Genomic DNA, 13,689 nt, shown 5'->3' with positions numbered 1-13,689 from the left:
TAATATCAGTAATATCTAATATCCTATCAAAAAACATTTCTATTTAAAGCATTATTATGAATAAAAATTCAACCTAATCACCTGAATAAAACATTATACCAAACAGCAAACGGTAACATCCTGTTTACAAATGTAACTGCGATGTTACATTTCAAAAAGTTGGACGTAGTTCACCTTTGAGTTTTTCTGTGAGTCTGACATCAAAAATAATATAAATAACATGGAAGATAAACATGCAAAATAAACGACCTTTAGTTTTATTAAGCCTCTCAGGTATCGCATTAGCTGTATCATCAAGCCTATATGCAGCGCCACAAGCAGTTAATTTAACCTCACAAAATGGTATTTCTGTTGCAAGCCTGAATGCGGCTTCACCGTTACCAAAGCGATACATTGTTAAATTTAGAAATGCCGCTGCTGCGCAATCTAATTTACAACAATTTGATACCCAATCTGATTCTACAGCGGATTATCAGCCACGCTCCCACGAGATTTTTGCGCAATTTAGAGCCTTAAATGGTGTTCAAGCGAAAGAAATGAAACGTATTGCACGTGGTAATAGTTACTCAGTGAAGCTAGACCAACAATCATTAAAATCACTTCGCTTACGTGCTGATGTTGAATATATTGAAGAAGATTTACCAAGAAAACTCTTGGCTGAAACAACGCCATGGGGACAAACTTATGTTGGCGCCACCTCTTTAAGTGACAGCCAATCAGGTAATCGTACTATCTGTATTATCGACTCAGGCTACGACCGCAGCCACAACGATTTAAGTGGTAATAATGTCACAGGTACCAATAACTCAGGTACGGGTAACTGGTATCAGCCTGGCAATAATAACGCCCATGGTACCCATGTTGCTGGTACCATTGCAGCCATTGCCAATAATGAAGGTGTGGTTGGTGTAATGCCAAACCAAAATGCCAATATTCATGTTGTTAAAGTGTTCAACGAAGCTGGTTGGGGATACTCTTCATCACTCGTTTCGGCCATTGATACCTGTGTAAGCAATGGCGCTAATGTAGTCACCATGAGCTTAGGTGGTAGCGGTTCAAGCACCACTGAACGCAACGCAATGACCGCACATCAAAATAACGGTATTCTGTTAATTGCTGCTGCGGGTAATGATGGCGATAGCACCCACAGCTACCCTGCATCATATGATGCTGTGATGTCTGTTGCTGCCGTTGATAGCAATCGTGATCATGCTGCATTCTCGCAATATACTAATCAAGTTGAAATATCAGGTCCTGGTGAAGCGATTTTATCAACAGTTACTGTCGGTGAAGGACGTCTTGCAGACATCACTATTAATGGCCAATCATATTTTAACAATGGTGTTGTGCCACATAATCGTTTAACCCCTTCTGGCACAAGTTACGCCGCTAACCCAACTAACGGTCAAGCAACGGCTGTATTAGCTGAATGTACTGTGAGTGGTACTAGCTTTAACTGTGGCAACATGAGCAACAAAGTATGTTTAGTTGAACGAGTTGGAAACCAAGGTTCTGGCTACCCAGAAATTAATGCGGTAAAAGCCTGTAAAACAGCGGGTGCAGTAGCGGCAATTGTGTACAGTAATACTGCATTACCCGGGTTACAAAACCCATTCTTAGTTGATGCCAATAGCGAGATTACGATCCCATCGGTATCTGTTGATAGAGCAACAGGTTTAGCATTACATAATCAATTAGGTGCCACCACTACTGTCGCAAACCAAGGCAATAAAGATTACGCTTATTACAATGGTACTTCTATGGCAACACCGCATGTATCAGGTGTTGCTACCTTGGTGTGGAGTTATCATCCACAATGTTCAGCAAATCAAATTCGTGCTGCTTTAAACGCAACAGCTGATGATTTGAATGTAGCAGGTCGAGACAATAAAACCGGATACGGCATGGTGAACGCTACAGCAGCGAAAGCCTATTTAGATGAATCTTGTGATGGTCCGACAGATCCTGGCACAGGTGCAGGTGATTTAGTGCTTGAAAATGGTGTCACTAAAACAGGTCTTGCTGGCGCAAAAAGCGATGAACTTCATTTCTCGTTAGATGTACCAGCAGGTGCAACAAACTTAAGCTTTATCATGAGTGGCGGCACGGGTGATGCGGATCTTTACGTTCAGTATGGTGCAGCGCCGTCAACAACCAGCTATGATTGTCGCCCTTGGAAAGGCGGTAACAGCGAATCATGCCCGATTACCAACGTTCAGTCTGGTACTTACTATGTCATGATTCAAGGTTACAGCGACTTTAGCGGTGTCAATCTTGTAGCTAACTATACCGCTGGAAGCACGGGTGGCAATACTGGCGGTCCAGCAAGCTACACTAATACAACGAACTTCAACATTCCTGATAACAACACTACGGGGATTACTAGCCCAATCAATGTAACTCGTACTGGCGATGCTGGCACTGTGTCGGTTAACCTTGGTGTGATCCACACTTACATCGGTGATTTGAAAGTAGAACTTATTAGCCCAACGGGCCAAAAAGTAACATTACACAACAATTCTGGTGGTGGCACAGACAATATCAACCAAACTTATAGTGCAAACTTCACTGGTGTTGAATCTAGTGGTACTTGGTTGCTAAAAGCTGTTGATAATGCACGACGTGATACAGGTTATATCGATACTTGGACATTAAGCTTCCAATAATCGGAAATGCTAAATAGCTAAACTAAAGCCTCGCAACCCATTAATGGATTGCGAGGCTTTTTTATTCAGGAAATTAAGCAACAATTGAATGTGTCACTTTCGAAATAACTTCAAATATACTCGCAAAGCTTGTCGGTGTACTGACGTCGATATCTAATTTTAATCATTTTGCGATATCATTTGCTGATAACACGCCACGTATAGTGTGATGTTCACGGTCAACCACTAAGCAATGCTGTTGACCTGCAGCTTTCAATGTTGTTTTTGCAGCGAATTGTTGGTCATTTGTACTAGGCAGAGACCTTGTGGTTTAGTTATTCTACTTAAGAAGTCGATAACGCCGTAAATGACCCACAAACGCTACCTGGAGGGTTCGGCTAAAAACGTTCATGTTTTTTGTTTAGATGACTAAGCATCAATCCACTCGCCTCAATTAAAACGTTTTTAACTCGAACAAAACTCAACCCGCAATGAACTGCAGACCCAAGGGAATGTTAAAGGTTGTTGAACAATATCGTAGAAACTAAAATAATCACTTATATAAGTGAAATATCTGCGAAGCAGATATCCAATTTTTGTTCTAATTGGCGAGGCTAAACACAGATCATTTTTAAAAACCAACAAAAATGCCAGTAAACATAATTTACTGGCATTTTTGATTATTGCGAAAAGTATATCGCTAAATTAGCAAAGGTTACTTTTTGCGGTCACGTATATGGCTTGTAGCGCGTTTACGGCGACGTTCTTGACTTAACGTTAACTTCTCACCGCGACCTTCAAACGGGTTAGCACCTTCATGGAAACGTAATTGAATAGGCGTACCCACTACATTTAATGAACGACGGAAATAGTTCATCATATAACGCTTGTATGAATCTGGCAGCTTAGTGACCTGGTTACCATGAACAACCACGATTGGCGGGTTATAACCACCGGCATGGGCATACTTAAGCTTAACGCGACGGCCGTTCACCAACGGTGGCTGATGATCGTCCTGAGACATCTGCATAATACGGGTTAGCATTGAGGTACTCACACGACGTGTTGCACTGTCGTATGCTTCTTCAATTGACTCATATAAATGACCAACACCAGTACCGTGTAAAGCAGAAATAAAATGTATTCGAGCAAAATCGATAAAACCTAAGCGGCGATCTAACTCGCTCTTAACACGGTCTTTGATATTTTGATCTATGCCATCCCACTTGTTAACAGCAATAACTAATGCTCGGCCAGCATTCAATGCAAAACCGAGTAAACCTAAATCTTGTTCGGCAATACCTTCACGGGCATCAATAATTAATAACACAACGTTCGAATCTTCTACCGCTTTAAGGGTTTTGATCACCGAGAATTTTTCGATCACTTCATGTACTTTGCTGCGGCGACGAACCCCAGCAGTATCAATCAAAATATACTCACGACCTTCACGTTCCATTGGAATGTAAATACTGTCACGTGTTGTCCCAGGCTCGTCGTAAACCACAACCCTTTCTTCACCCAAAATACGGTTGGTTAGGGTTGATTTACCCACATTAGGTTTACCAATGATGGCTAACTTAATGGGTAAGCTTTGTAAGCGAGCTTGTTCCGCTTCAGCTTCTTCTTCGGTATATTCGCGCTCGACAACATCGCCTTGCTCTTCTTCATCACGCACAATGCCCATGGCTTCTGCATAAGGCGTCAAAGCGTAATCGATCATGTTGGTTACACCACGACCTTGAGCGGCTGCCATTTGATAAACTTCGCCTAAACCAAGTGACCAAAACTCAGCACAAGCAGAGTCGGCATCAATACCATCAACTTTGTTAGCAACAACAAAGGTCACTTTGTCGCGACTGCGTAAATGCTGTGCAATAGCCAAATCAGCGGCTGTTAAACCGGCACGAGCATCCGTTAAAAATAACACCACATCCGCTTCTTCAATCGCAGCCAAAGACTGCTCAGCCATTTTGGTTTCGATCCCTTCTTCAGTGCCATCAATACCGCCAGTATCAACCACAATAAATTCATAACCAGCTAAATAAGCACGGCCATATTTACGGTCACGGGTTAAGCCTGGAAAGTCAGCGACTAATGCATCACGGGTACGTGTTAGACGATTAAATAATGTCGATTTTCCGACATTGGGTCGCCCAACAAGGGCCACTACAGGGATCATGATTTTGCCTCTAAAATACGTCTCAATAAAAAGCCCCCAGAAAGCTTCCAGGGGCTCTAATAAGGTACATTATACCCTATTTGTTAGAAATTGCTTTGCTGTTATTCGTCAGCGGCGACTTCTTCGTTTGTCGCTACGCTGCCATCACCATTTAAGGTAACAATAGCAAGCTTACCACTTCGACCTTGAAGGTAAATTTTATCATCTACCACTAAAGGTTGGCCATATAAGCCATCACTATCAACTTCAACACGTCCAACAACAACGCCATCGTCGCGGTTTAATACATGTAAATAACCTTCAAAATCACCTACTACCAAATAGTCACCAATCACCGCTGGAGAGGTTAAATCACGGATTTTAAGTGTGGTATTTGACCATAGCTCTAAACCATTACGGCGATCAACTGAGTAAATACCACTACGGTCATCAACTAAATATAAACTTAATCCGGCTGCGGCTAACTCATTAAAGCTAGAGTATTTACGCGACCAGACGATTCTGCCGGTTCGTAGCTCCATTGAAACAAGGTTACCATTGTAACTCGCCACAAATAGATTATCGCCAAGTATCAATGGGGTCATGTCAACGTCGGCCATACGGGTAAACTCATTGCCACCTGTTGGAGTGTAAATAGATTGTTCCCATGCAACTTGACCATTGTTTTTAACAACAACCGCAACTTTACCGTCAGCGGTTCCTAAAAAGAAACCACCCGCTTCATAAGCCGCAGAACCTGTACCGCGAAGGGTCAAGTTAGGAAGCTGCATTTCATAGGTCCAAAGCTTTTTGCCGTCATCAATATCAAAGGCTTCAAACAAGCCTTTGCTAGAATTAACAGTAACAACATCTTCGGCAACCGTTGGTGCAGATAAGAGTTCACCATTAACCTGTGCAAACCAAAGCACATCGCCAGTTGCTTCATCTAACGCAGCTAATAAACCGGTTTCGCCACCCACAAACACTTTGTTACGCGCAGCGGTAACACCTGCTGCTAAACGAATGCCTTTGGTTTTAATGTTAAGTTGTTCGCTAAACTCGTCGTTAAAGTCTTTGCTCCATACGAGTTCAAGTGTTTGTTGATCATAAGCTCGAACTTCACCATCGCGATCAGCAACAAAAATTTTACCGTAGCGCACAGTAGGACGTAGTTGTGAATAATAATCACCCACGCCATTACCTATGCTTTTACTCCAGATAACTTCAGGAAATACTGAAGCTTGAATTTCAACTAATTCACTGACAGGTTCTTCTTCGACATCGCTAGAAGAACAGCCAGTAATAAGGGCCATACCTAAACCAGCCGCAAGTAGATTTTTATACCATAACTTCATTGGCTAATTCCTTATGCCTTGTTTAGGTTATCTAACTTTATCGTTAATGCTGGATTAGTTAATGCACCGCCATTATCAATTGCTGTTTGGTAAGCTTGTTTCGCAGAAACAAGGTCACCTTGGCGAACTAAGAAATCGCCTTTTAACTCTTCACGTTGCGAAACATAAGCCGCATCAGTGACTGATTCTAATGTTTGTAACGCAGTGCCAACATTGCCTTGCTCTGCTTGTAAACGTGCTAAACGAATGGTAGCGACCATATCAATACTCGCACCAGGCTTAGCCACAATAATACGCTTGTAGGCATCTTCAGCTTTAGCTAAATCACCTGCATCAACAGCTGCTTTAGCTGTCATTAATTCAATCAATGCCTGGTAGCCTTTTTGATCATGCTCTTTAGCAAAGTTACCAGCACCTTCGATAAATGCTGCTGGATTAGTTGCATTATTTGCTAATTGTTCAAAAGACTCAGAAGCTTGCTCAGCAGACTTCACTTTCATGTCAGAATAAGTATTCCAACCAAATAAACCACCTAATCCTACTACGGCACCAATAGCAATTGATGAACCGTAATCTTTCCAGAACTGCTTGATAGCATCTACTTGTTGTTCTTCTGTGCTATAAATTTCCACGCGCACTTCCCCTTTCTAAATCAGTTCTGCAAGTTTAGCTACCAGCTCACTGCGGGTAACTAATTGTTGTTCGTTGTTGTTTCTTAGCGGCTTGATGGCAACCTGATTATTAGCAATTTCATTTTCACCAATAATTAAAGCAAACTGAGCACCGCTTTTATCGGCACGCTTCATCTGCTTTTTAAAGTTTCCACCACCACAATGACTCATGACTTTAAGCGTTGGCAGTTGTTGACGCAACTCTTGTGCAACTTTAATTGCTTCTACCACACAGTTATCACCCATAGCGGTAACGTAAATGTCTACTTCAGGGGCGATATCATTATTAAGTTCTAACGTCTCAAGTAACAGTACAATACGTTCTAGTCCCATGGCAAAGCCAACTGCTGGGGTATCTTTACCACCCAGCTGACCAACCAAGCCATCATAGCGACCACCGGCAAGCACTGTACCTTGAGATCCAAGGCTACTTGTTACCCACTCAAAAACGGTACGATTGTAGTAGTCTAATCCACGCACTAAACGAGAATTAATGGTGTATTGGATGCCAACGGCGTCTAAGAGTTCACACAAGGTTGAAAAATGTGTTTTCGACTCTTCACCTAAATAGTCATTTAATGCTGGAGCATCTGCTAATAATGCCTGAACGTTTTGATCTTTAGAGTCCAAAACACGCAGCGGATTACTATACATACGACGCTTACTGTCTTCATCTAACTTCTCTTTGTGTTGCTCTAAAAATGCTATCAAAGCCTCACGATAAGCAGCACGTTCAGCTGGATCACCTAAGGTGTTTAACTCTAGAGAAACATGCTCTTCAATGCCTAACTGTTGCCATAAACGGGCCGATAACATTAATACTTCGGCATCAATGTCTGCAGTGCCAATACCATAAATTTCAACACCAAATTGGTGGAATTGACGGTAGCGACCTTTTTGAGGACGTTCATGACGGAACATAGGTCCCATGTACCATAAGCGCTGCTCTTGATTATACAGTAAGCCGTGTTCATTACCCGCGCGAACCGTCGACGCTGTCCCTTCTGGGCGCAATGTTAAACTGTCGCCATTGCGGTCCTCAAAGGTATACATTTCTTTTTCAACGATATCGGTTACTTCACCAATTGAACGTTTAAAAAGATCGGTACTTTCAACTATAGGTGTACGAATTTCGCTATAACCAAAAGCGCTGACAGATGAGCGAATAATCGACTCTACCTTCTGCCATACAGGGCTTTGAGTTGGCAGAAGATCATTCATGCCGCGAATTGCTTGGATTTGTTTTGCCACAGGTAACTCGTCCGTAAAATTGCTAGGCTAAACCAATAATCTTGGTTAACCAATAAAAACATCACCCATGCCTTTTAACCAAAAAGTAGCTGATTAAGGCACAGGCACAAAATTATTCAGTTGTATCGCTGATATCGATGCGGTTTGCCATCATGCTGGCTTTTGCGCGAATTTTCGCTTCCAAAGAATCAACGATATTATCATTGTCAAAACGCTCTTTTTGACGCTCGCCATCATCATAATAACCACTTTTACGATGTCCCCCTGTTAAGCCAATATGTGAAACTAACGCTTCACCAGGACCATTAACAACACAGCCAATAATGGATACATCCATAGCTGTGGTGACATCTTCAAGACGACGTTCTAACTCATTCACCGTGGAAATAACATCAAACTCTTGACGCGAACAAGATGGACAGGCAATAAAGTTAATGCCGCGACTACGAATGCGCAGTGATTTTAAAATATCAAAACCGACTTTGATTTCTTCAACCGGATCTGCTGCCAAAGAAATACGTAACGTATCGCCAATACCTTCAGCCAATAACATCCCTAGCCCCACGGCAGATTTTACTGAACCTGAGCGCATACCACCCGCTTCAGTAATGCCCAAATGCAATGGTTGTTTGATTTGTTTTGCCAGTAAACGATAAGACTCTACAGCTAAGAAAACATCCGATGCTTTCACGCTGACCTTAAATTGGTCGAAATTCAACCTGTCTAATATATCGACATGGCGCATTGCGGATTCAAGCAAAGCCTCAGGAGTCGGCTCGCGGTACTTGTCCATTAGATCTTTTTCTAATGAACCACCATTAACCCCAATTCGGATAGGAATATTTCTATCGCGAGCACATTCAACTACACTGCGAATGCGCTCTTCATTACCGATGTTACCAGGGTTGATACGCAAGCAATCAGCGCCGTACTCAGCCACTTTTAATGCAATACGATAATCAAAATGAATATCTGCAACTAAAGGTACATTCACTTGTTGTTTGATTAACTTAAACGCTTCAGCAGAATCCATTGTTGGAACAGATACGCGCACAATATCAGCCCCCACTTTTTCAAGTGCACGAATTTGCGCAACCGTAGCGGCAACATCATCAGTTTTTGTGTTAGTCATTGACTGTACGGCAATGGGCGCCCCATCACCAATCGGAACATTTCCAACATAAATACGTGTGGAAGGTCGGCGGATAATTGGAGATTCGTTATACATGCAATGTTGCTCTACTAAAATTTATTAAATTGGCGATTTGCATCATACCAATGAATTCAATTCAATAATAAACCCTAAGGTCTAAATATTATTAATTAGGTTGAGTTAACGTGATGCGAGCCACACGGCCATTATCGTATTCAGATAAATCAACCTTGTTGCCATCAAGTGTCAACAACACAGCTTGCGGTGCACCTAAAATCAATTTAAATGGCGCTTTACCTGAAACATTAACTTGATGACCGGCGGTTTTCACACCATCAACTAACACTTTGCCATTAACATCAACCAGATTAATCCAGCAATCTGCCGTTAACGAAATAGTCACAACTGACAGTCCATCCGCAACTACAGCATTGTTATTAGTCGCTATTTGGTTTGGTGTCGCTACTTGGGGTGTAACAACATAAGCAGAAGCCGCTTCATCAGGCGCGCTTAAATCACTGGCAGCTGAACCGTTAACATTAGCGCTTTCTGTATTGGTAACATTAACCGCTTCAGTAGATACGGATGCTGGGGGCTGAGCACTTTCAGATTGAGCTGAAACTATCTCTGAATTAGCGTCATTTGAGCCTGCATCAACAGGAGCGACTAAAGAGCTATTCACTCGTTCTGTTGGTTCCAACAAACTAGTATAATCATCGCCAGGGATTGTTGCTTCAGCCTGTAATTCTTCTACAGTTGGCAACGCAAAATTTGATTGGGTAATCAAATCAGACTTTTGCACCCACCATAACACCAACATCGCCAGCAAAATAATCACAATGGCATAAGTCACTAAATTAAGCCTACTGTCTCTAGCTTCGCGCGATGTTTTACGCGAAAAACTTTGCATGGTTGGAGGGACATGTTCAGGGATTTGTTGATTTAGACATGATTTGATTGCATCGATGTCGGCTTCAATAAAACGCGCATAATTTTTGATATAACCTCGAGCATAGGTATTCGAGGCGATATTATCAAAATTGTCCGCTTCAATATCCGTCAAAATCTTAGGACGCAGATGCAGTTGTAATGCAGCAGCTTCAATGGTGATGCCTTTATTTTCACGCGCAGTTTTAAGAATTGCTCCAACGGTAGCAATATCACTTACGGTTTCAACTGCGTCGATAGTTTCGTCTAATTTTTCTATTGTCATTTAATGCAAGTTAGCTCTATATTCTTTTGCTTGAGGAGATGCAGGGAATTTAGCAATTAATGTAATGCCAAATCGCTTCATGGCATCTGAATCGCCAAGCCCTTGCTCTATTTTTATCCCTAACGCTAAACTTTCAGCAGTTTCATTCGCAACCTGGTGATATCGAGCCAAAGTATTGCGAGCACTTGCATAGTCGGATGCTTCCATGTCCAACTCTGTTAATCCAATTAATGTGTTTCCACGGCGCGGATCATATTTTAATGCCATCATAAAATATTTACGCGCTTTTGCTAGCTTACCATCACTTTTACTACATACACCTAAGTTTTCATAGCTAGATGCTGTACGGGTATATTTAGGCGTGTCAATCGCCTCTAAAAACATTGTCTCTGCACGGGCGAATTTCTTCTGCTGACATAGAAACACCCCAAAATTGTTTTTAGCATCCCCAGATGCATCGCTTGCTGCGATAGCATCATTATATGCACTCTCGGTACGCGCTAAGTCACCAACAGTTTGATAGTAATAAGCCATTGCAACGTGCACTTCACTCATTTGTGGTGCAAATTCAACGGCTCTATCTAAATTATATTTTGCTTGTTCACTGTTACCACGGCGTAAATAGGTTAACCCTAATTGCATCCGTTCACGTGCTGCTGCCACTTTATCGATCTGACGTTCAGCAACAGGTATATCTGTTCCACTGTAGGTCCGTTCGGTTACACATCCACCAAGGGATAAACCTAACAAACCTACTAACACTATTTTTTGCATTCTGAGCTTCATTTATAAGCCTATTTATTGTGCAAACAAAGAGTTAATCCATTGTGACTGAAATCTGGTTTTGTTGCATTTGTTTTTTTGCTAAACGTTTGGTGCGGTCACGGATATCACCGGCTAGTTGTCCGCAAGCTGCATCAATATCATCACCACGTGTTTTACGTACTATAACAGTTAATCCGTATTCCATAAGAACTTTAGAGAAACGATCAATTCTTGAATTAGAAGAACGCCCATATGGCGAGCCTGGGTAAGGATTAAATGGAATTAAGTTAATCTTACACGGCGTATCTTTCATGACTTTAGCTAACTCATGCGCTTGATCAGTGCTGTCATTAATATGATCCAGCATAACGTACTCAACCGTAACTCGACCACGGTTAGCATTAGATTTAGCTAAATAACGACGAATGCCGGCTAAAAATTCTTCTAAAGGATACTTTTTGTTTACCGGCACTAATACATCACGAAGTGCATCATTTGGCGCGTGAATACTAACAGCAAGTGCAACATCGATAGCATCGCCTAATTTATCAAGTGCAGGAACAATACCTGAAGTAGATAAGGTCACACGGCGTTTTGATAAACTAAAACCAAAGTCATCTAACATGATATCCATTGCAGGAATCACGTTCGCTAAATTGAGTAATGGCTCTCCCATTCCCATCATCACGACGTTAGAAATCGGACGATCACCCGTGTCTTTATGAAATCCTAAAAACTGTGATACACGCCAAACCTGACCGACTATTTCTGACACGGTCAAATTACGATTAAAACCTTGCTGACCGGTTGAACAGAAAGTACATTCAAGGGCACATCCCACTTGAGATGACACGCATAGGGTTGCACGGTCTTCCTCAGGAATATATACCGTTTCAACTTCTTGGCCTTGGCCAACGTCGATAGCAAATTTAATAGTGCCATCATTAGACTTTTGATAACTGGCAATTTCAGGTGCAACAATCTCACACTTAGCCGCAAGCTTTGCTCGCAAGACTTTGTTTATATTGTTCATTTCCTCGAAGTCACTGACACCAAAGTGATAAATCCACTTCATTAATTGATCGGCACGGAACGGTTTTTCACCCATTTCGCTGAACAACGCTCGCAGTCCTTTACGATCAAGATTTAATAAATTGATTTTCTTTTCACTCATCTGCCTAACCTCAAACACCTAAAACCTGTAACAGGGCGGCGAATTATACAGGCCGTATCACGTTTTAGCCAGTATATCCGAGTTTGATAATATGATAATATCGTCGCGGGCAATAATGCCTGATACGAGGAAGTTTTTACTTACATATATGTTAACTTTGTTTGTTATTGTGTTTGTTGCTATTGCCGTTTCTTTTTTATGTAGTGTTTTTGAAGCGGTGCTTTTATCAGTCACGCCAAGTTATATTGCCAACTTGAGAGAATCTAATCCGAAAATTGCTGACTTATTACATAAGCAAAAGCAAAATGTCGAATCGCCTTTAGTATCGATTCTAACGTTAAATACCATTTCCCATACTGTAGGTGCTGCAGTTGCTGGTGCACAAGCTGCTGTGGTTTTTGGCAGTGAAATGTTAGGTGTTTTCTCTGCGGTACTGACGTTCTTAATTTTATTCCTCTCAGAAATTATTCCTAAAACATTAGGTGCTAATCATTGGCGAAAACTCGCGCCTACGGTTTCCGTCTGTTTGTACTGGATGGAAAGATTAACCGCACCACTCATCTGGATGTCGCAAAAGGTCACTAATTTATTAGGCAAAGGCGAAGAAGGTCAATACATTCGCCAGGAATTAAGTGCCATGACCAAAATGGGCAAAGACAGTGGCGAATTAGGTGAACAAGAGTCACAAATTTTGACGCAAATTTTATCGGTAAAAGACATGGTGGTTACCGACATCATGACGCCTCGAACCGTGATATTTAAATTGCCTACCCACATTAGTCATAATGATTTTATCGACAAGCATTTATCAAGCCCGTTTACCCGAGTGCCAGTATATGAAGGTGAACGAGACAATGTCATTGGTTATGTCAATCGTAATGACATCCTCTTGAATGTTCGCCAAACACCCGATGCAGAAATCAGTGAGCATTTAAAAAGTTTATTTGTTATTCCGTCATCGGTAAAAGTGTTGCCGCTTTTTCAAATGATGATTAAACGTAATGCAAAAATGGCATTAGTGGTTGACGAATACGGTTCAAGCGAAGGCATAGTCACCATCGAAGATATTATTGAGACATTAATTGGCTTAGAAATTGTTGACTCAAAAGACCTCGCGCCAGACATGCAAGCGCTTGCCCGAAAATTATGGCAACGCCGTGTAAAAAATAAAGGCCTGGTATTATCTGATGATGGTGAAACCCACTAATCTGTTTTCTCGTCACACTCGCTTTAGTTTCTAATACGACCAAGCTCAACTTGTATTGAACTTTGATTCAAGTTGAGCCGTATAAATTAGTATA

At 41.6% G+C, this 13,689-nt stretch carries 10 protein-coding genes; 2 read left to right on the top strand and 8 right to left on the bottom strand.

Translation table 11 applies throughout. The features are described from left to right. Positions 1-233 precede the first annotated feature (233 nt). Entirely contained in the window at positions 234-2,666 is a 2,433-nt protein-coding gene (locus NE535_RS15530; RefSeq protein ID WP_261299514.1) for a S8 family serine peptidase, read from the top strand. Between the two features lie 694 nt (positions 2,667-3,360). Here the strand turns inward: NE535_RS15530 and der are convergent. From der to rlmN, 8 genes are all read right to left on the bottom strand, one after another. Next, entirely contained in the window at positions 3,361-4,827 is a 1,467-nt protein-coding gene (gene der / locus NE535_RS15525) for a ribosome biogenesis GTPase Der (RefSeq protein WP_188840694.1), read from the bottom strand. A 101-nt stretch (positions 4,828-4,928) separates the two neighbouring features. Beyond that, the gene (gene bamB / locus NE535_RS15520) at positions 4,929-6,161 is read right to left on the bottom strand and encodes an outer membrane protein assembly factor BamB (protein ID WP_261299513.1); all 1,233 of its coding nucleotides are present in this window, start codon (positions 6,159-6,161) and stop codon (positions 4,929-4,931) included. A gap of 11 nt (positions 6,162-6,172) precedes the next feature. Next, complete coding sequence (locus NE535_RS15515) at positions 6,173-6,793, bottom strand: tetratricopeptide repeat protein (RefSeq protein WP_261299512.1); 621 nt, start codon at positions 6,791-6,793, stop codon at positions 6,173-6,175. A 15-nt stretch (positions 6,794-6,808) separates the two neighbouring features. Continuing rightward, a complete protein-coding gene (hisS, locus tag NE535_RS15510) occupies positions 6,809-8,083 on the bottom strand; it encodes a histidine--tRNA ligase (RefSeq protein ID WP_261299511.1) in 1,275 nt (424 codons plus the stop codon). Between the two features lie 112 nt (positions 8,084-8,195). After that, positions 8,196-9,311 (bottom strand): flavodoxin-dependent (E)-4-hydroxy-3-methylbut-2-enyl-diphosphate synthase, encoded by a 1,116-nt coding sequence (gene ispG, locus NE535_RS15505; RefSeq protein ID WP_261299510.1) that lies wholly within the window; start codon positions 9,309-9,311, stop codon positions 8,196-8,198. 91 nt (positions 9,312-9,402) lie between these two features. After that, the gene (locus NE535_RS15500) at positions 9,403-10,449 is read right to left on the bottom strand and encodes a RodZ domain-containing protein (protein ID WP_261299509.1); all 1,047 of its coding nucleotides are present in this window, start codon (positions 10,447-10,449) and stop codon (positions 9,403-9,405) included. Further along, positions 10,450-11,235 carry a type IV pilus biogenesis/stability protein PilW gene (pilW, locus tag NE535_RS15495; protein WP_261299508.1) on the bottom strand — a complete coding sequence of 262 codons (786 nt, stop codon included), beginning with the start codon at positions 11,233-11,235 and terminating at the stop codon, positions 10,450-10,452. Positions 11,236-11,266: 31 nt separating this feature from the next. Then, a complete protein-coding gene (gene rlmN, locus NE535_RS15490; RefSeq protein ID WP_261299507.1) occupies positions 11,267-12,388 on the bottom strand; it encodes a dual-specificity RNA methyltransferase RlmN in 1,122 nt (373 codons plus the stop codon). Between the two features lie 148 nt (positions 12,389-12,536). Here rlmN and NE535_RS15485 point away from each other — a divergent pair, with 148 nt between their 5' ends. Next, a complete protein-coding gene (locus NE535_RS15485) occupies positions 12,537-13,595 on the top strand; it encodes a CNNM domain-containing protein (protein WP_261299506.1) in 1,059 nt (352 codons plus the stop codon). Positions 13,596-13,689: the final 94 nt, after the last annotated feature.

Source organism: Shewanella holmiensis, from assembly GCF_025370255.1.
GTDB lineage: Bacteria > Pseudomonadota > Gammaproteobacteria > Enterobacterales > Shewanellaceae > Shewanella > Shewanella holmiensis.
This window is presented reverse-complemented; position numbering and strand designations above follow the sequence as displayed.